The organism is Streptomyces sp. TRM64462, from assembly GCF_013362995.1.
Taxonomy (GTDB): domain Bacteria; phylum Actinomycetota; class Actinomycetes; order Streptomycetales; family Streptomycetaceae; genus Streptomyces.
The window spans coordinates 1-18,980 of sequence record NZ_JABWDV010000064.1; the positions used below are offsets into that span (position 1 = coordinate 1).

The 18,980-nt window shown below is 71.9% G+C and carries 18 protein-coding genes; 10 read left to right on the plus strand and 8 right to left on the minus strand.

Annotated features, from left to right (window positions below; genetic code table 11):
* From HTZ82_RS02915 to HTZ82_RS02925, 3 genes are all read right to left on the minus strand, one after another.
* Positions 1 to 594: NADH-quinone oxidoreductase subunit C (locus tag HTZ82_RS02915; protein WP_175407661.1), on the minus strand; the 594-nt coding region annotated here is incomplete at its 3' end.
* Positions 591 to 1,217 (minus strand): NADH-quinone oxidoreductase subunit B, encoded by a 627-nt coding sequence (locus HTZ82_RS02920; protein ID WP_175407662.1) that lies wholly within the window; start codon positions 1,215 to 1,217, stop codon positions 591 to 593. The genes HTZ82_RS02915 and HTZ82_RS02920, both read right to left, overlap by 4 nt.
* Positions 1,208 to 1,600 carry an NADH-quinone oxidoreductase subunit A gene (locus HTZ82_RS02925; RefSeq protein ID WP_175407663.1) on the minus strand — a complete coding sequence of 131 codons (393 nt, stop codon included), beginning with the start codon at positions 1,598 to 1,600 and terminating at the stop codon, positions 1,208 to 1,210. The genes HTZ82_RS02920 and HTZ82_RS02925 overlap by 10 nt, the downstream gene beginning before the upstream one ends.
* A gap of 204 nt (positions 1,601 to 1,804) precedes the next feature.
* On the opposite strand from HTZ82_RS02925, the gene HTZ82_RS02930 reads away from it, so the two are divergent.
* From HTZ82_RS02930 to HTZ82_RS02945, 4 genes are all read left to right on the plus strand, one after another.
* Complete coding sequence (locus HTZ82_RS02930) at positions 1,805 to 2,944, plus strand: sensor histidine kinase (RefSeq protein ID WP_175407664.1); 1,140 nt, start codon at positions 1,805 to 1,807, stop codon at positions 2,942 to 2,944.
* 99 nt (positions 2,945 to 3,043) lie between these two features.
* Positions 3,044 to 3,703, plus strand: a complete 660-nt coding sequence (locus HTZ82_RS02935) for a response regulator transcription factor (RefSeq protein ID WP_309235284.1) — start codon at positions 3,044 to 3,046, stop codon at positions 3,701 to 3,703.
* 158 nt (positions 3,704 to 3,861) lie between these two features.
* Positions 3,862 to 5,838: a 2-oxoacid:acceptor oxidoreductase subunit alpha gene (locus tag HTZ82_RS02940; protein WP_175407665.1), complete on the plus strand. Its 1,977-nt coding sequence runs from the start codon at positions 3,862 to 3,864 to the stop codon at positions 5,836 to 5,838.
* Complete coding sequence (locus HTZ82_RS02945; RefSeq protein WP_175407666.1) at positions 5,828 to 6,880, plus strand: 2-oxoacid:ferredoxin oxidoreductase subunit beta; 1,053 nt, start codon at positions 5,828 to 5,830, stop codon at positions 6,878 to 6,880. The genes HTZ82_RS02940 and HTZ82_RS02945 overlap by 11 nt, the downstream gene beginning before the upstream one ends.
* A gap of 87 nt (positions 6,881 to 6,967) precedes the next feature.
* Here HTZ82_RS02945 and HTZ82_RS02950 read toward each other — a convergent pair whose 3' ends face one another.
* Positions 6,968 to 7,339, minus strand: a complete 372-nt coding sequence (locus HTZ82_RS02950; RefSeq protein ID WP_175407667.1) for a helix-turn-helix domain-containing protein — start codon at positions 7,337 to 7,339, stop codon at positions 6,968 to 6,970.
* A gap of 128 nt (positions 7,340 to 7,467) precedes the next feature.
* Between HTZ82_RS02950 and HTZ82_RS02955 the strand changes: the two genes are divergently transcribed.
* The 4 genes from HTZ82_RS02955 (at position 7,468) to HTZ82_RS02970 (ending at position 13,175) form a co-directional block, all read left to right on the plus strand.
* Positions 7,468 to 8,340 (plus strand): SDR family oxidoreductase, encoded by an 873-nt coding sequence (locus HTZ82_RS02955; protein ID WP_175407668.1) that lies wholly within the window; start codon positions 7,468 to 7,470, stop codon positions 8,338 to 8,340.
* Positions 8,341 to 8,569: 229 nt separating this feature from the next.
* Positions 8,570 to 9,673 carry an EamA family transporter RarD gene (rarD, locus tag HTZ82_RS02960; RefSeq protein ID WP_175407677.1) on the plus strand — a complete coding sequence of 368 codons (1,104 nt, stop codon included), beginning with the start codon at positions 8,570 to 8,572 and terminating at the stop codon, positions 9,671 to 9,673.
* 319 nt (positions 9,674 to 9,992) lie between these two features.
* Positions 9,993 to 10,682: a DUF3800 domain-containing protein gene (locus HTZ82_RS02965; RefSeq protein WP_175407669.1), complete on the plus strand. Its 690-nt coding sequence runs from the start codon at positions 9,993 to 9,995 to the stop codon at positions 10,680 to 10,682.
* A 201-nt stretch (positions 10,683 to 10,883) separates the two neighbouring features.
* Positions 10,884 to 13,175, plus strand: a complete 2,292-nt coding sequence (locus HTZ82_RS02970; RefSeq protein WP_175407670.1) for a hypothetical protein — start codon at positions 10,884 to 10,886, stop codon at positions 13,173 to 13,175.
* A 96-nt stretch (positions 13,176 to 13,271) separates the two neighbouring features.
* Here the strand turns inward: HTZ82_RS02970 and HTZ82_RS02975 are convergent, their stop codons facing one another.
* Entirely contained in the window at positions 13,272 to 13,613 is a 342-nt protein-coding gene (locus HTZ82_RS02975; RefSeq protein WP_175407671.1) for a hypothetical protein, read from the minus strand.
* Positions 13,610 to 13,786, minus strand: a complete 177-nt coding sequence (locus tag HTZ82_RS02980; protein WP_175407672.1) for a hypothetical protein — start codon at positions 13,784 to 13,786, stop codon at positions 13,610 to 13,612. Before HTZ82_RS02980 ends, HTZ82_RS02975 begins: the two co-directional genes overlap by 4 nt.
* 284 nt (positions 13,787 to 14,070) lie before the next feature.
* Between HTZ82_RS02980 and HTZ82_RS02985 the strand changes: the two genes are divergently transcribed.
* Positions 14,071 to 15,435: a M28 family metallopeptidase gene (locus HTZ82_RS02985; RefSeq protein ID WP_217623602.1), complete on the plus strand. Its 1,365-nt coding sequence runs from the start codon at positions 14,071 to 14,073 to the stop codon at positions 15,433 to 15,435.
* Between the two features lie 81 nt (positions 15,436 to 15,516).
* Here the strand turns inward: HTZ82_RS02985 and HTZ82_RS02990 are convergent, their stop codons facing one another.
* Positions 15,517 to 16,782, minus strand: a complete 1,266-nt coding sequence (locus HTZ82_RS02990; RefSeq protein ID WP_175407673.1) for an outer membrane lipoprotein carrier protein LolA — start codon at positions 16,780 to 16,782, stop codon at positions 15,517 to 15,519.
* Between the two features lie 166 nt (positions 16,783 to 16,948).
* Entirely contained in the window at positions 16,949 to 17,959 is a 1,011-nt protein-coding gene (locus tag HTZ82_RS02995; RefSeq protein WP_175407674.1) for a polyprenyl synthetase family protein, read from the minus strand.
* A 220-nt stretch (positions 17,960 to 18,179) separates the two neighbouring features.
* On the opposite strand from HTZ82_RS02995, the gene HTZ82_RS32690 reads away from it, so the two are divergent.
* Positions 18,180 to 18,980: CocE/NonD family hydrolase (locus HTZ82_RS32690; RefSeq protein ID WP_175407675.1), on the plus strand; the 801-nt coding region annotated here is incomplete at its 3' end.

Here is an 18,980-nt window from a genome sequence, read left to right on the forward strand (position 1 = left end):
GGGGGCGGGCGGGAGCTGGCCCTTCAGCGGGCCCCACTCGTTCGGGTCGGGTACGCCGGGCGGCAGCATCTGGCGCCGCTTGGGGCCGCCGTGCTCGGGCTCCCCCGGCTCCTTCGCGCCCGGCCACGCCTTGGCGACGCGGGAGGCCAGCACGAAGTCCTTGCGCAGCGGGTGTCCCTCGAACGCGTCCGGGAGCAGCAGGTGCGCGGGGTTCGGATGGCCCTCGAAGGTCACACCGAACATCTCGTGGGTCTCGCGCTCGTGCCAGGCGGCACCCGCGTAGATCTCCACCGCGGTGGGGAGTACGGGCGCGCTGTGCGGGACGGTCGTACGGAGCAGCAGGCGGCGGACCCGGCGGCCCTCCAGGGCGACGACGTGGGCGCAGACGCGGAAGCCGGTCCCCGGCTCGTCGACCGCGCTGAGCCAGTCGAAGTAGGTGCAGCCCAGCTTGTCACGGGCGATTTCGAGGGCGGCGATCCAGAAGCCCGTCGGGACGTCGACCGTCAGCAGGTCGTACGCCTTCTCGGCCGTGGCCTCCTCGCCGAAGACCTCGGCGGCGGCGTCCGGGAGGGAGTCGTAGGGGTGCGCGTTCATGCCGTACCGCCTCCCGTGCCGCCCCCCGTGCCGCCTCCGGGCGGCGGGGTGACCAGGCCGCTGCGCAGGGCGGCGGTCGAGGGGCGGGCGGCGTCCCCGTGGCCGTACCGCTCCTGGAGCGACTCGCGGGCGATCTTCTCCTGGAGCTTGAGGATGCCCTGGAGCAGGGCCTCGGGCCGCGGCGGGCAGCCCGGTACGTACACGTCGACGGGGATGATCTGGTCGACGCCCTTGGTGACGGAGTACGAGTCCCAGTAGGGCCCGCCGCAGTTGGAGCAGGCGCCGAAGGAGATGACGTACTTGGGCTCCGGCATCTGCTCGTACAGGCGCTTCACCGCGGGCGCCATCTTGTCCGTGACCGTGCCGGAGACGATCATCAGGTCCGCCTGGCGCGGGCCGGGCGCGAAGGGGATCACGCCGAGCCGGATGAAGTCGTGCCGGGCCATCGACGCGGCGATGAACTCGATGGCGCAGCAGGCCAGCCCGAAGTTGAAGACCCACAGGCTGTAGCGGCGGCCCCAGTTCAGGACCACCTTCATCGGTTCGGGCGCGAGCCTCGACAGCACGCCCAGCTTCTTCGGCTCGGGCAGCAGCACCGGCTCCTGCCCGTGAGTCACGTCCATGTCAGGACGCCCTTCTTGTACGCGTACAGCAGTCCCACGGCCAGGAAGCCGAGGAAGAGGAACATCTCGACGAGCGTCGTCGCGCCGTAGCCGGCGGCGGCGAAGACCGTCGCCCAGGGGAAGAGGAAGATCGAGTCAACCGCGAAGATCACATAGAGGAAGGCGTACACGTAGTAGCGGACCTGGGTGTGGGCCCAGCCCTCCCCCACGGGGTCGACACCGCACTCGTACGTGAGGAGCTTCTCCTGCGTGGGCACGACAGGCCGCAGCAGCCGCCCCGCGGCGAAGGCGACGGCCACGAAGAGCACGCCGATGACGGCGATGAGTCCGACGACCGAGTAGCTCTGGAAGTAGTCGGCCGCGAGCCCGGTCTGTTCCGGCACGTCCGTCCCTCTCTCCTCCTGCCCCCACGGGCGCCGATCCGGCGATCTGTACGCACGGGAGTCTAGGCCCTGGCAAAGGGCGGGTAACCAGCCGTGTCGTACTGCGGACGCCGCCCTGGCACTCGCCGGGTGGGGTTATCCCCACGTCGCCCCGCCCCATGTACCCCATGGTGCCCCCGGCGCGGCAGAGTCAGGCTGGGTGCCATGACGACGAACAGCGACGGCCTGGCCCCGATCGGCTTCGGGGCCGCGATGTGGAAGGAGATCGTCCACCTCCTGGCGAACCTCCCGGCCGCGATCGCGGGGTTCGTGTACGCCACGGTCACGGTGGCGGCCGGGGCGGGCCTCTCCGTGACGGTGATCGGGCTGCCGCTGCTGGCGGCCGGGCTGGCCGGGGCGCGGGTGCTGGGCCGGATGGAGCGGGCGCGGGCCCGGGCCCTGACGGGCGTACGGGTCGAGGAGCCGAGCCGGCTGCCCCACGGCCCCGGGAGCGGCCTGCCGGCCCGGGTGTGGGCGGCGCTGATCGACCCGGTGGCGTGGCGGACGGTGCTGTTCGCGTTCATCCGACTGCCGTGGGGCGTACTGACGTTCACGGTGGCAGTGGTGGCGCTCGTGGCGCTGTGGCCCGCGCTGCCGTACCTCGCGCGGGCCCTGACGAACGTGGACCGGATGATGGTGCGGGGGCTGCTCGGGCCGTCGGACGAGCTGGAGCGGCGTATCGCGGAGCTGGAGGCGGACCGGGGGGTGGTCGTGGACACGGCGGCCGCTGATCTGCGCCGTATCGAACGCGATCTGCACGACGGCGCTCAGGCGCGGCTGGTCAACCTGGCCATGGGGCTCGGCCTCGCCAGGGAGAAGGCCGCCGAGGACCCCCAGGCCGCCGCCCGCATGATCGAGGAGGCGCACGGCGAGGTGAAGCTCGCCCTCCAGGAGCTCCGCGACCTCGCGCGCGGCATCCACCCCGCCGTACTCACCGACCGCGGACTGGACGCCGCGCTCTCCGCGATCGCGTCCCGCTGCACCGTCCCGGTCACGGTCACCGTCGACCTGCCGCGACGCCCCGCCCAGGCCATCGAGGGCATCGCCTACTTCACCGTCTCCGAACTGCTCCAGAACGTCTCCAAGCACTCCCGCGCCCGGCACGCCGCCGTCGACCTCTGGCGCACCGGCGACCGTCTCCTCATCCAGGTCACCGACGACGGGCAGGGCGGCGCCGACCCCGCCACCGGCACCGGCCTCGCCGGGCTCTCCGAACGCCTCCACGCCGTCGACGGACTCTTCGTCGTGGAATCGCCGCCCGGCGGGCCCACCGCCGTCACGGCCGAACTGCCGTGGCGGACCTGACCCCGGACGTGGCGCGGTCCTGGGATGCTGGGAGGAAGGGGAGCGACCAGGACGCTTGAGGAGCGGGGGCACGGTTTCGTGGACGACGTGGACGACAAGGTGCGGGTGGTCATCGCCGAGGACTCGGTGCTGCTCCGGGAGGGGCTGACCCGGCTGATCACCGACCGGGGGCACGAGGTCGTCGCAGGGGTCGGCGACGCGGAGGCCCTGGTCGGGACGGTGGACGCGCTGGTGGCCGACGGCACGCCGCCGGACGTGGTCGTCGCGGACGTACGGATGCCGCCGACCCACACCGACGAGGGCGTACGGGCGGCCGTACGGCTGCGGCGCGACCACCCGGGCATCGGGGTGCTGGTCCTGTCGCAGTACGTCGAGGAGCGGTACGCGACCGAGCTGCTGGCCGGGAGCAGCCAGGGCGTGGGCTACCTGCTGAAGGACCGGGTGGCCGACGTGCGCGAGTTCGTGGACGCGGTGGTGCGGGTGGCGCGGGGCGCGACCGCGCTGGACCCGGAGGTGGTGGCGCAGCTGCTGGGGCGCAGCCGGCGGCAGGACGTGCTGGCGGGGCTGACGCCGCGCGAGCGTGAGGTGCTGGGCCTGATGGCGGAGGGCAGGACGAACTCCGCGATCGCCCGGAGCCTGGTGGTGAGCGACGGGGCGGTCGAGAAGCACGTCAGCAACATCTTCCTGAAGCTGGGGCTGTCGCCGAGTGAAGGGGATCATCGACGGGTACTCGCGGTGCTGACCTACTTGAACACCTGACCCCGGTTCCCACGCCGGGCCGCCCGAACGAAGCATCATGTCTCAGGACAGAGCAGCGTCTCAAAGAGCCATCCGATATGTGAGCGGTCCAGGGAAGGGCACCCTTACCGTCGTAGGGTGGGCGGGGAGAACCCTTGTATCGAGGGAGGTCCAGTTCAGTGACCAGCCAGGTCAGTAGCGCGGCAGATCAGTCCGACGAGGCCGTCGTCGGGGGACAGCGCGGAGCCCCGCACGGAGACCCGAACGGCACCGGCTCCGGTGCCGGCTCCGGCTCCACCAAGGAAGTACGCCGTCTGGACCGGGTGATCATCCGCTTCGCGGGTGACTCGGGCGACGGTATGCAGCTCACGGGCGACCGGTTCACGTCGGAGACGGCGTCCTTCGGGAACGACCTGTCGACCCTGCCGAACTTCCCGGCCGAGATCCGGGCGCCCGCCGGCACCCTGCCCGGCGTCTCGTCGTTCCAGCTGCACTTCGCAGACCACGACATCCTCACCCCGGGCGACGCGCCGAACGTGCTGGTCGCGATGAACCCGGCGGCGCTGAAGGCGAACATCGCCGACGTGCCGCGCGGCGGCGAGATCATCGTCAACACGGACGAGTTCGCCAAGCGCGCCATGGCGAAGGTCGGCTACGACACGTCGCCGCTGGAGGACGGCTCGCTGGACGGCTACCGCGTCCACCGCGTGCCGCTGACCACGCTGACCGTGGAGGCGCTGAAAGAGTTCGGCCTGACCCGCAAGGAGGCCGAGCGCTCCAAGAACATGTTCGCGCTGGGCCTGCTGAGCTGGATGTACCACCGGCCGACCGAGGGCACCGAGCAGTTCCTGCGGAGCAAGTTCGCGAAGAAGCCGCAGATCGCCGAGGCGAACGTGGCCGCGTTCCGCGCGGGCTGGAACTTCGGCGAGACGACGGAGGACTTCGCCGTCTCGTACGAGGTGGCCCCGGCGACATCCGCGTTCCCGGCCGGCACCTACCGGAACATCTCCGGGAACCTGGCCCTGTCCTACGGGCTGATCGCCGCGTCCCGCCAGGCGGACCTGCCGCTGTTCCTGGGCTCGTACCCGATCACTCCGGCGTCCGACATCCTGCACGAGCTGAGCAAGCACAAGAACTTCGGCGTGCGGACCTTCCAGGCCGAGGACGAGATCGCGGGGATCGGCGCCGCGCTCGGCGCCGCCTTCGGCGGGTCGCTGGCCGTCACCACCACGTCCGGTCCCGGCGTGGCGCTCAAGAGCGAGACGATCGGCCTCGCGGTGTCGCTGGAGCTGCCGCTGCTGATCGTGGACATCCAGCGCGGCGGCCCGTCGACCGGGCTGCCGACGAAGACCGAGCAGGCCGACCTGCTCCAGGCGATGTACGGGCGCAACGGCGAGGCCCCGGTGCCGGTGGTGGCGCCCCGCACCCCGGCCGACTGCTTCGACGCGGCCCTGGAGGCGGCGCGTATCGCGCTCACGTACCGGACGCCGGTGTTCCTCCTGTCGGACGGCTATCTCGCCAACGGCTCCGAGCCGTGGCGCATCCCGGACGTGGACAGCCTGCCGGACCTGGGCGTCACCTTCGCGACGGGCCCGAACCACGCGCTGGACGACGGTACGGAGGTGTTCTGGCCGTACAAGCGCGACCCGGAGACGCTGGCCCGTCCGTGGGCGCTGCCGGGCACGCCGGGGCTGGAGCACCGGATCGGCGGCATCGAGAAGCAGGACGGCACGGGCAACATCTCGTACGACCCGGCGAACCACGACTTCATGGTCCGTACGCGGCAGGCCAAGGTCGACGGCGTCGCGGTGCCGGACCTGGAGGCGGACGACCCGGGCGGCGACGCGCGGATGCTGGTGCTGGGCTGGGGCTCGACGTACGGGCCGATCACCGCCGCCGTGCGCCGGCTGCGCGCCGCCGGGGAGCCGGTCGCGCAGGCGCATCTGCGCCATCTGAACCCGTTCCCGGCGAACCTGGGCGAGGTGCTGAAGCGGTACGAGAAGGTCGTCGTCCCGGAGATGAACATGGGGCAGCTCGCCACGCTCATCCGCGCGAAGTACCTGGTCGACGCACGGAGCCATACGCAGATCAACGGCATGCCGTTCAAGGCGGAGCAGCTCGCGGCAGCCCTCAAGGAGGCCATCGATGCCCAGTGACGCCCTGACCCTGGTGCCCAAGGCCGAGGGCAAGCAGTCCATGAAGGACTTCAAGTCGGACCAGGAGGTGCGCTGGTGCCCCGGCTGCGGTGACTACGCGGTCCTCGCCGCCGTGCAGGGGTTCATGCCGGAGCTCGGCCTGGCGAAGGAGAACATCGTCTTCGTCTCCGGCATCGGCTGCTCCTCCCGTTTCCCGTACTACATGAACACGTACGGGATGCACTCGATCCACGGCCGGGCACCGGCCATCGCGACCGGCCTGGCCACATCGCGCCGCGACCTGTCGGTGTGGGTGGTGACCGGTGACGGCGACGCGCTGTCGATCGGCGGCAACCACCTGATCCACACGCTGCGGCGGAACGTCAACCTCAAGATCCTGCTGTTCAACAACCGGATCTACGGGCTGACCAAGGGCCAGTACTCGCCGACGTCCGAGCTCGGCAAGATCACGAAGTCGACGCCGATGGGGTCGCTGGACGCGCCCTTCAACCCGGTGTCGCTGGCGCTGGGCGCGGAGGCGTCGTTCGTGGCGCGGACGGTGGACTCGGACCGCAAGCACCTGACGGAGGTGCTGCGGCAGGCCGCCGACCACCCGGGCACGGCGCTGGTGGAGATCTACCAGAACTGCAACATCTTCAACGACGGCGCGTTCGAGATCCTCAAGGACAAGGACCAGGCCGAGAACGCGGTGATCCGCCTGGAGCACGGGCAGCCGATCCGCTTCGGCGCCGACGGCGCCAAGGGCGTCGTACGGGACGCGGCCACGGGCGACCTCGAAGTCGTCGAGGTCACGCCGGAGAACGAGGCGCGAGTGCTGGTCCACGACGCGCGGGCCGCGTCGCCGACCACGGCGTTCGCGCTGTCGCGGCTGGCCGACCCGGACACGCTGCACCACACGCCGATCGGGGTGTTCCGGAACGTGGAGCGGCCCGTGTACGACACGTTGATGGCCGAGCAGCTCGACGCGGCGGTGGAGCAGCACGGCAAGGGCGACCTGGCGGCGCTGCTGGCCGGTGGCGACACATGGACGGTCGTGGGGTGAGCTGAGGCGGTGTTCGGGGCCCGGTTCTGAACTGCTGGTTTGCTGGTTCAGGACCGGGCCTCGTCGTATGTCAGGACCGGGCTTCTGTCAGGACCGGGCTTCGTCGTAGGTGCGGCGGGCCTCCTCGACCGCGCCGACGGACCGCTCGCTCCAGCGGGCCAGCGCCCACACCTGCTCGGCGGCCTCGCGGCCGAGGTCGGTGAGGGAGTAGTCGACGCGTGGCGGGATGACGGGGTGGGCGTCGCGGTGGACGAAGCCGTCCCGCTCCAGGGTCTGGAGGGTCTGGGTCAGCATCTTCTCGCTGACGCCGCCGATGGCCCGGCGCAGCTCGCTGAACCGGTGGGTCCGCTCCAGCAGCGCGGCGAGGACGAGGACGCCCCAGCGGCTGGTCACGTGCTCCAGGACGAGCCGGGAGGGGCAGAGGGCGGCGTTGACATCGGGCTTGGCACTTACCGGCATACCAGTACCTTACTTCAAAGTGGGTACTTACGAAATGAAAGCGCTGTGCGTAGCGTGGGTGCTCCCACCCGCTCGGAAGCCCGGCAAGCCCGGCAAGCCCGGAAATCGGAAAAAAGGGAGAAGCACCCATGAGCATCGTCGTCACCGGCGCCACCGGACAGCTCGGCCGCCTCGTCATCGACGCCCTGCTGGACGGCGGCACGCCGGCCGCCTCCGTCGCCGCCGTCGTACGGGACAAGGAGAAGGCCGCGGACCTCGCCGCGCGCGGCGTCGAGCTGCGCATCGCCGACTACGACCGGCCGGAGACGCTCGCCGACGCCTTCGAGGCGGGCGACCGGGTCCTGCTCATCTCCAGCAGCGAGGTCGGCAGGCGCGTCGCCCAGCACACCGCGGTGATCACTGCGGCGAAGGCGGCGGGTGTCGCCCAGCTCGCGTACACCGGCCTGCTCGGCGGCCCGGACGCGGACTTCGACCTGGCGGCCGAGCACAAGGTGACGGAGCAGGTCGTCCTCGACTCGGGACTGCCGTACACCTTCCTGCGCAACGGCTGGTACACCGAGAACTACACCGAGAACCTCGCCCCGGTCCTGGCGCACGGCGCCGTCGTGGGCAACGCGGGCGAAGGCCGGATCGCCTCCGCCGCCCGAGCCGACTACGCGGCCGCGGCCGCCGCCGTACTCACGCAGGACGGGCACCTTGGCGCGGCGTACGAGCTGAGCGGTGACACGGCGTGGTCGCTGGCCGAGTACGCGGCGGAGATCGCCCGCCAGTCCGGCAAGGACATCGCGTACAGCGAGGTGCCGGCGGACGTGCACCTGGAGATCCTCAAGGGCGCGGGGCTGCCGGAGGCGTTCGCCGCGATCCTCGTCGACGTCGACGCGGCGATCGCACGCGGGCGGCTCGCCGGTACGAGCGGCGACCTGGCGCGGCTCACCGGCCGCCCGACGACGCCGCTCACGGAGAGCGTGGCACAGGCGCTGCGGGGCCAGGAGGGCCTGTAGGCCCTGGAGCCCGGTAGGTCCTGGAGCCCGGTAGGCCCTGGAGGCCCTGGAGGCCCTGCGGTGGGCTTCGCCGCTGTGACGGACGTGTCATGACCGTATGGCGATACGGGCATGACACGCCCTCCCGCGCGGCGCTACCGTCGTCCGGACAGCGCGGGGCGTGACGGCGGGTGCCGAGGGACGGGAAGGCGGGCGGCCAGTGGCGGCGAAAAGCAGCGGCGGGGTCGGCGTGGGCGGCTGCAGGGCCCTCGGGGCCAGCGGGACCGGCGGAACGGGACTCGACCAGAAGTCGGGGCTCCTGTACGGGATCGGGGCCTACGGCATCTGGGGCCTCGTCCCCCTGTACTGGCCCCTGCTGCAACCGGCGGGGGCCGTCGAGATCCTGGCCCACCGCATGGTCTGGTCGCTGCTCGCGGTCGGCCTGGCCCTGCTGGTGCTGCGCCGCTGGGCGTGGATACGGGAGCTCGTACGGCAGCCGCGCAAGCTGGGCCTGATCGCGGTCGCCGCGACCGTGATCACCGTCAACTGGGGCGTCTACATCTGGGCCGTGAACGCCGGCCACGTCGTCGAGTCGTCGCTCGGCTACTTCATCAACCCGCTGGTCACCATCGCCATGGGCGTCGTCCTACTGAAGGAGCGGCTGCGCCCCGCGCAGTGGGCCGCGGTGGGCATCGCCTTCGCGGCGGTGGTGGTGCTGGCCGTCGGGTACGGGCGGCCGCCGTGGATCTCGCTGGTGCTCGCGTTCTCGTTCGCGACGTACGGGCTGGTGAAGAAGAAGGTCAACCTGGGCGGTCTGGAGTCGCTGGCCGCCGAGACCGCGATCCAGTTCCTGCCCGCCCTGGCGTACCTGCTGTGGCTGGGCACCCAGGGCTCGGCCGCCTTCGGCAGCGCGGGCGCCGGCCACATGGCGCTGCTCGCGTCGACCGGCCTGGTGACGGCCGTGCCGCTGGTGTTCTTCGGTGCGGCGGCCATCCGCGTCCCGCTGTCGACGCTGGGGCTGCTCCAGTACCTGGCGCCGGTCTTCCAGTTCCTGCTGGGCGTCGTCTACTTCCGTGAGGCGATGCCGCCCGAGCGCTGGGCGGGCTTCGCGCTGGTGTGGCTGGCCCTCACGATCCTGACCTGGGACGCCCTCCGCACCGCCCACCGCACCCGCGCCGAGGCGCTGCGCCTCGCGGAGCAGGCGGCGGCCAGGGTCGAGGCCGAGGTCGAGGTCGAGGCCAGGGTCGAGGCCGAGGTCGAGGCCGAGGTCGAGGCCGAGGTCGAGGCCGAGGTCGAGGCCGAGGCGCGGGTCGTCCTGGATTCCGTTCCGCACTCCAACCCCGCGCGCCAATAAAGGTTTTACCTGATTCCCATGCCGTCGTACCGCTAAGGTTTCCGCTGAGCGTGGTGCAAGGCAGCACTGTGACGCATGGGGCCAGGAACCGTCCTGGAGGCCCCGCGTTCCCCATGGTCGAGGTGTGCGGGTGAGGGGCGCGGGGCTGTCGCTGGCCCGGGTGGTACCTCCCATGGGGTCTGATCCCGGGTCGACGCGGCAACCGCTCGCGGCGCCGCCGACGTACGACGTGGTGCGCGGCAGCTGAGCACCCCCGCGCGGAAGGGCCCCCGGCAATGGTGCCGGGAATCGCCCATGGGCGCTCCGGAGTTGAACGCCCATGGCCGCTGAGCACAGTGCCGCCCCCCTGCGCCTCTATTTCGTCGACGACGGAGGCGACCGCACCACTCCCTTCTTCGCCTCTTTAGGCATCGACCTGTCGCACGCCGACACCGCGCGGCGGCACTGGCAGGACTTCCGGGCCGAACTCGCCGCCGACGCGCGGCTGGAGATTCCGGCCGCCTCCTCCCTGCACGCCGTGGACCTCGCCGGGGCCCGCGGCCGACACGTCCACCGCTCGCGCAGCACCGACCGCGCCACGCACCGCCGCCACACCCAGGAGGTCATCCTCCGGGGCCTGCGGAACATCGCCGCCATGCCGGGCGCGCGGGTGCGGGCCGTGTACCGGGAGACCGACGACTACGGGCGCGACCGCCCCGCCCTCTACGCCGCGCTGCTGCGGCAGCTCAACGCGGAGCTCGCCGGGTCACGCGTGCACGGCGTCGTCATCGTGGACGGCGACGGGACGGACGGCGCGCTGCGCAGGGCCCACCGGGCGCTGCCGGACGAGGGCCGGTACATCGTCGGGGACCCGGTGTTCCAGCCGGCGCGCGAACTCCCGCTGCTCCAGGCCGCCGACCTGCTCGCGTACGCCGCGTACCAGTCGGTCGCCAAGCGGTCGTCCCGGGAGTTCATGTGGCACTGGTTCGGCGCCGCGCTGCCCGGCGCCCACGGGCCCAGCGCCCTGTGAGGCCGGCGCCGTACGACGCGAAGGGCCGTGCCGTACGGGACGAACCGGCGCCGTACGAGACGAACCGGCGCCGTACGGCGGAGAAGGACTGGGCCCCGGACGACGCCGGGGCCCAGCCGGGCCGGACCTGGAACCCCGGGCTCGCCGGGCCAGGACCGCATCTTCAGTCTTCCACATCCATCACCCATGAGGAGGGGTTCCATGCCCAGGTTTGAGGCAGGCGCACCCATGACCGTCGACTGGGGCAAGGAGCAGGTCGAGGTATCCACCATCGATCGGGAACTGCCTCCCGCTTCCCTTGTGGACGACCGGAACAAGCTGGTCAAGGCCGGTTTGAACTCCCCGCTCGCCTCGCTTCCCGAAGACGCCTGGCACGCGATCGCCCGGGCCGCCGTCACCCCCGAGACCGTCGCGCTCCAGCTCCGCGAGTCGCAGGACGCCCACACCAGCCTTCTCCTGGAGGAGCACGTCGACGGGGCCACGCTCCGCTCCGTGCACACCCGCGTCTGGCTGTCCGAACTGTTCCCCGCCATCCAGCCCCGCATGGGCCAGGAGCTCCTGGCCGTGGACGACCCGCAGGTGCAGGGCGTGGCCGAGAACGGACGGCCGCAGGCGATCCTGCGCTACCGGTACGACACCCCCGAGCACCTCAAGCGCCACGTCCAGCAGACCATCGCGGCGACGCTGTACCGCAACTCCTACGCCGAGTCGATCCTGGCCCGGCGGGTGACGCGCGCCCTGATCGTCCATCCGGTCGTCTACGAGTTCGCCGACGGCACGGACCCGGTGTGCGTGCTCATCGCCCGTGACGGCATCACGCGCCTCGCCAGCGCCTGGAAGGTGCTGGCCGGGGCCGACAGCGAGCCGGAGGCGGTCGCCGCGCTCGCCGCCGACACGCTGTTCGCCCAGCACCGGCCCACCGCGAGCGAACCCGCCAAGCCGCTCACGCAGCGGATGGCGCTCGCCCGCGAGAACCGCCGCAAGCGGCTGCGTGAGGAGTTCGCCCGGGAGATGGCCGGCAGCACCGCGGCGGGCGAGGCGCCTTCGCTCCGGGCCGTCCAGATCGCCCAGTCCCATGTCGTACCGGCGTACATCGCGGTCGGCGCCGAGGCGCACGAGCGGGCGTCGCTCAGCACCGAGGACGTGTTCGACGACGCGCTGCGGTCGGTCCTCGCCTCCGTGCACGTCGAGTTCAAGCCGTGGGACACCGCCGCGCAGAACGTCGAGGTGGCCAGCCGGGCGCTCAAGCACGTCCTTCAGGGAGCGTCCGACAGCGGTGTGCAGGCCGTCTACGACCTGGCCGTCGGCCGCCGCACGCCGGCGGAGACCCCGCAGGTGTACGGGGACGAGCACATTCCCGGCACCGGTCTGTGGCGGGCCGTGCTGCTGCTGCACACGCTGACGCGCCCGGCCGTCTCGGAGGGGCTCAGGAACCGGGCCAAGGAGATCAAGGGCGACCGGCGGATGACGGACAAGGGGTACGCGGGGCTGCTCGGCCCGATCGTCGACCATCCGTGGCGGTCCACGAAGAAGTCGGCGGCGCAGCAGGCCCGTAACGCCTGGACCAACGGGGGCGTCCTCTTCAAGGAGGTGCAGGAGGACGGCTGGGTGCCGGTGGTCACGGACGACTTCACGACCCTCGTCGAGCCCGCGCTCGACGGCAGCCGGGACGCCCGGCTGACGCTGGCGCTCGCGGGCGGTACGGCGCTGATCGCCGACAAGTTGCTGACCCGGAACGTCGGTTCGGCCGTGAGCCGTACGCGCGCGCCGGGGAAGGTGCCCTTCCGCAGCGATGTGCACAAGGTCGTCGAGGGCCTGGCCCGCGAGGGCAACGCGCTCGGGCTGTGGACGCTCGCGCTCGCGGCCCAGCGGTTCGAGGACGGCGGGCTGCCGCGCAACTCGGGCTGGAAGCAGCTCGGTCTGCCCAGCGGCCGGAACGACCAGGCGAGCACCGGGTACGAGCACTACGCGGTCGACGTGGACGCGCCCGACCGGATGCGCCGCGACGACGACGGCGGGCCTGTGCCGCTGCTGGAGTGGGACGTCGTCGTCGCGTCGGACGAGGTACGCGCGCGTCAGGTGCTCGGTCCGGCGGCGTTCGGTGAGGACGAACCGGAGGCCGGGAACGCGCATGGGTACGGCCCTGAGGCGGCGGGCGGCGGCCGGCGGCCGGGCGCCGGCGCGCCGGACGGGACGGCGTCCCTGGGTGCGGCGCCGACGCCGGACGACGCCGAGGACTTCCTGGACGCCCCGGACGGGGAACGGTCCGTCGAACAGCGCATCCCCGAGGCGCGGCACCGCCTCACCACGCACTTGAGCAGCGCCAAGACGTACCTCGACGAGCTGGAGAAGCTGGGCCAGGCCGTGAGCTTCCCGCCGGTGCTCGGCCCGGCCGAGAGGTGGCGGGACCTGTACGACACGGCGGGCCGTATCTTCGCCTCGCTCCAGAACCGCGCGGACGACTACGCCGACGACGGGGCCGAGACGGACTGACCGCCGCAGGGCTGCCAGGCCGTCGCGGGCATGGCGGGATCTGGCCGCCGTCCGCCATCCGGACGAACCGTACGACCCGGACGCGACGGGGGCCGTTCAGCCGCCGCGGCGTTCCGTGCTGCCGCTCGGCTCCGCTTCGTACAGCTCACCGGGTTGCTGCTCCTCCTCCTGCTCCTGCTCCTGCTCCTGCTCCTGCTCCTGCTCCTGCTCCTGCTCCTGCTCCTGCTCCTGCCAGGTGAAGCCCGCCAGGCCGACGGCCCCCTCGTCGTCGTCCTCGTCGTAGGGGCCGGGGCGCGTCAGCCGCGACCAGAGGCTGAACGCACAGATCACCACGCCGAGGAAGCAGAGCATCCAGAAGGCCACCTGAACGGCGACGTGCACGACGAACGACGCCAGGAGGTCCAGGATGAGGACGATCGGGACGAGGGCTTCGTTCACCTTCTCGGCCCCTTCCCTCGTCCGCGCCCGCGCGTGCGCGTGCCCAGATAGACCACGACGCCCATCGCGCAGAGCAGCAGCACCGACGCCCCCAGCAGGTCGGCGGTGCCCCAGGCGACGAAGCGCCCCCAGAGCCCTGTTTCGATGTCGGGCCCGTGCGCCAGCAGCAACATGTCCCCAGCCTGCCCCGAACCCCGGCACCGCAGCGGTGTCGTGCCCGAACAGCCACATGGCAGGGACCATTCCGAGATCCACCCGGACCACTGTCGGACCGGTTCAGTCCGCTATACGAACACGACTGACCGGTTTACGCCCTTGACCGTTCATCAGATCCTCCCCGACCATTCACCACGCACAACGCACCCGCACCACCCGCTCCAACGCCCCGCGCAGCTTGCCGCCGCGGGGCGTCTCGCACGTTCCGTCCCATCCCCGTACGGAATTCGGAGCCCCCCACATGAGAATCGTCCCGTCCCGCATATCCGGCAGACGCACCACCGCCACCGCCGCACTCGCCGTCGCCGCCCTGCTGGGCACCGCCGCGCCCGGCGCCCTCGCCGCCCCGGCCGCCACAGCCGCCACAGCCACCACAGCGACGACGGCCACCGCAGCGGCCGCCGCCGCGCCCGACATCCCCGTCGTCAACGTCAAGGCGCACCTCTCCCAGCTCCAGTCGATCTCCTCCGCCAACGGCGGCAACCGCGCCCACGGCCGCCCGGGCTACAAGGCGTCCGTCGACTACATGAAGGCCAAGCTCGACGCCGCCGGATTCACCACCACCGTCCAGCAGTTCACGTACAACGGCGCGACCGGCTACAACCTCATCGCCGACTGGCCCGGCGGCGACCCGAACCAGGTGCTCATGGCGGGCGCCCACCTCGACTCGGTGTCCTCCGGGCCCGGCATCAACGACAACGGCTCGGGTTCGGCCGCCGTCCTGGAAACCGCGCTCGCCGTGTCGCGCGCCGGGTTCAAGCCCGCCAAGCACCTGCGGTTCGCCTGGTGGGGCGCCGAGGAGCTGGGGCTGGTCGGCTCCCGCTACTACGTCGGCAACCTGCCGACGTCCGAGCGCGGCAAGGTCGCCGGGTATCTGAACTTCGACATGATCGGGTCCCCCAACCCCGGCTACTTCGTCTACGACGACGATCCCGTCATCGAGAAGACCTTCAAGGACTACTTCGCCGGGATCGGCGTCCCGACCGAGATCGAGACCGAGGGCGACGGGCGCTCCGACCACGCCTCGTTCAAGAACGTCGGCATCCCCGTGGGCGGGCTGTTCACCGGCGCGAGCCGGACCAAGACGTCCGCGCAGGCGCAGAAGTGGGGCGGTACGGCCGGTCAGGCCTTCGACCGCTGCTACCACTCGTCCTGCGACACGACGTCCAACATCAACGACACCGCGCTCGACCGGAACAGCGACGCCCTCGCGCACGCCGTGTGGACCCTGTCCGCCGGTACGACCGAGCCGCCGACCGGTGACACGTACGAGAACACCGCCGACGTCGCCATCCCGGACAACGGCGCCGCCGTGACGTCCTCGGTCACCGTCTCCGGCCGGAGCGGCAACGCCCCGTCAGGACTGCGGGTCGGCGTCGACATCGTCCACACCTGGCGCGGTGACCTGGTCGTCGACCTGATCGCCCCGGACGGCAGCGCGTACCGGTTGAAGAACGCCAGCGGCAGCGACTCGGCGGACAACGTCCGTGAGACCTACACCGTCGACGCGTCCAGCGAGTCCGCGAACGGCACCTGGCAGCTTCGGGTGCAGGACACGGCCCGGTACGACACCGGCTACATCAACAGCTTCTCACTGACCTTCTGACGGTACGTACGCCGGAGCGCCGGCGAGCGGAGCGGGCGGGGGCCGCCGTGCCGGTGGCGGTGCGGCCGCCCCCGCCGTATCTCACTTCGCGGACTTGTTCGCCGCGTCCACCAGCGCCTGCTCGGTGACCGCGCCGACGTAGACCTTGCCGTCGTCCGTCATCAGGGCGTTCACCAGGCGGGTCTTGAAAACCGTGCCCGAGCCGAACTTGCCGGTGACCTTGTCGCCGAAGGAGTCCAGGAACTTCTGGGCCTCGGCCGGCATCTCGTCGCTCTGCTGCGCCGCCCCCGCCGGGCCGGCGAGTTCGACTATGGACGTCCAGCCCTCACCGATGACGTTCGGCCCCTGGAAGTCCTCCAGGCCCTCCAGGTGCTTCCGCGCCTCCTTCGAACCCTTCGCGCCCTCGAGGTCCTTCGCGCCCTCGAGGTCCTTCAGGCCTTCGAGGCCCTTCAGGTCCTCCGGGGCCTCCGGACGGTGCTCGTCCGCCTCCGTCACCTTGGCGCCCTTCGGGGGTGTGAACGCGAAGGTGTCGGCAGCCGGCTTCGAGAAGTCGACCTTGGTGAAGCCCGCGTCGACCGCGGCCTTCCCGCCCGAGCTGGGCATGAGCGTGAACTTCAGCGGTACGCCGTTGCGGGCGTCCACAGCGATCTTGATCGAGCCGATCGTGGAGCCGCTCTGCTTCGGCTTGATGAGGAGCTGGTACGCGTCGCGGCCGGCGACCCGCGCCGTACCGTCGACCGTGACCGACGTCGTGCCGTCGACCGCCTTCAGGGCCTGGGCGGCCAGCTCCTTGGGAGTGACCGGCGGCTCGTCCGCCGGGCCCGCTCCGTCAGGGGCGTCGTCGCCCGGGCCGCTCTTCGCCGCGCCGTCGGGGTCCTTGGCGTGGAACGCCTCGTTGGCCTTGCTGTCGTACGTCCAGACCTCGGCCCCGTTGTGGACCATCGTGTACTCGTCGTCGCCGTCCTGGATCGTCAGGCGCTGCTTGTCCGGCCCGTCCGCGGCGACCCGCAGCGTGTGCGTGCCGGACGCCAGCTCCAGCAGCTTCGCGTCGGCGTCAGCGGCCTCGCCCGCGCCGCCCATCAGGTCGCCGAGGCCGGCGACCGACGGAAGCCCGAGGTCCGTGCTGATCTTCAACGTGCCGGACATCTGCTCGGTGTCCGACGCGGCGATCTTCTCGATGAGCTGCTGCGCCGTGATCTTCGGCAGGTCGGGGTCACCGGACGCGGCGAGCGCCGGGACGAGCCCGATGGTCGCCGCCGCCACCCCCGCCACCGCGACCGGGACCGCGTACCGCGCTGCTTTGCGCCGCGCGGGCGATGCGGTCGGGGCGCTGTCGTTCGGTGCCATGTGCGATACCTCCGTGGTGTGGTGGCATCAATCTGACCAAACCAGCACCCACCGAGGCATCACTCCACGGGCTCAACTCCGCGTACCTCTCAGGGATGAGGCCGGCTCGGGGTATCCCCCATGCCGTACCCCCCAGGTATGTGGCTGCCCGTACCCCCCGGGTATGTCACCCGGCGCGGTGCACCACCAGGTCGCACAGCTCCGCCAGCGCCGCCTTCGCGTAGCCGTCCGGCAGCGGGGCCAGCATCGCCCGCGCCTCCTGCGCGTACCGCACCGTGTCGCGGCGGGCCATCTCCAGCGCCGGGTGGGCGCGCAGCCGGCGCAGCACCTCGGCGTGCCGTGCGTCGTCCGTCAGGTCGCCGTCGAGCAGCTCGAGCAGCTCCAGGTCCTCCGGGCGACCGTGCTGCCCGGCCAGGGCCCGCAGATGCAGGACCGGCAGCGTGGCGATGCCCTCGCGCAGGTCGGTGCCCGGGGTCTTGCCGGACTCGTGCGAGTCGGACGCGATGTCCAGCACGTCGTCGGCGAGCTGGAACGCCACGCCGAGCCGCTCGCCGTACTGCGTGAGGACCTCGACGGTCCGCTCGTCGACGCCGGACATCATCGCGCCGAACCGCCCGGACACGGCGATCAGCGAGCCGGTCTTGCCGGCGATGACGTCCAGGTAGTGCTCGACCGGGTCGTGGCCGTCGCGGGGCCCCGCCGTCTCCAGGATCTGGCCGGTGACCAGGCGCTCGAACGCCTCCGCCTGGATGCGCACCGCCTCGGGGCCGAGGTCCGCCAGGATGTGTGAGGCGCGCGCGAAGAGAAAGTCACCCGTGAGGACGGCGACGGAGTTGCCCCAGCGGGCATTGGCGCTCGGCACACCGCGCCGCACGTCCGCCTCGTCCATGACGTCGTCGTGGTAGAGCGTCGCCAGGTGCGTGAGCTCGACCACCACGGCCGCGGGCACGATGCCCGGCGCGTGCGGGTCGCCGAACTGCGCCGCCAGCATGACCAGCAGGGGACGGAACCGCTTGCCGCCCGCGCGTACCAGGTGCTGAGCGGCCTCCGTGATGAAGGGCACGTCGCTCTTCGTGGCATCGAGGAGGCCGGCCTCGACAGCCGCCAATCCGGCCTGGACATCGGCTTCGAGAGCCTGGTCCCGCACGCTCAGCCCGAACGGCCCGACTGCGGTCACGAGGGGTTCTCCTGTCTGCTGACGATCACACGGATTGTCGATGTGTCGCTCGATCCACTCACGTCAGCGTATCCGGTCCCGTTTGGATCGCCGTGGGCGCCTTCCCGCCACCCCCGGTATGTTCGTGATCAGCGCATACAACCGAAATGTCGGGCTTTGCGGCATGGCCGCGGGCGTCCCGCCCGGCCGGGACGAATGCCCTGGAAGTGGAGGTTCCGCCGTGCACGTCCGCACCTCCTTCCCGTACGCGACGGACCATGCGGACCTCTGGATTCCGCTCCCGGACGGCACGCTCCTGTACGCCCGCGTGTGGCGGCCGCTGACCCGCGAGCGCGTACCCGCGCTCCTGGAGTACGACCCGGGCCGGCTCACGGACGGTACCGCCCCGCGCGACGCCCAGCGCCACCCCTGGTACGCGGGCCACGGCTACGCCTCGGTACGGGTCGATCCGCGCGGCCACGGCAACAGCGAGGGCCTCCCGCGCGACGCGGACGGCGACCTCGCCGACGCGACGGCCGTGGTGGCGTGGCTCGCCGCCGAACCCTGGTGCACGGGCTCCGTCGGCCTGCTCGGCCTGGGCCCCGGCGCCACCCTGGCCCTGAGAGCGGCGACCGGGGCCGGCCACCCGGGGCCGCAGAGGGGCGCGGGTGCGAGCGAGGGCGGAGAGCTCAGGAAGGGCCGGGGGCCCGGGGAAGGGCCCGGGGAGGAGCGGGAGCCCGGGGAGGACGGGTACGGACAAGAGGCCCGGGAGGCCCAGAAGGACCGGGTGGCCGGGGAGGATCAGCAGGGCCGGGGGGACGTACAAGACCGGAAGGGCCGGGAGAGCGGGAAGCCCGGGGAGGGCGGGGAGCCCAGAGAGGGCGGGGAGCCCAGAGAGGGCCGGGAGCCCAGGGGCGAGCGGGAACGCCGGGAGGAGCAGGAACGCCGGGGCGAGCGGGAACGCCGGGAGGACGGGGACGGCCGGAAGGGTCTGGCGGACGGGGACGGCCCGGACGGGGAGGGCCGGGAGGGCCGGGAGGGC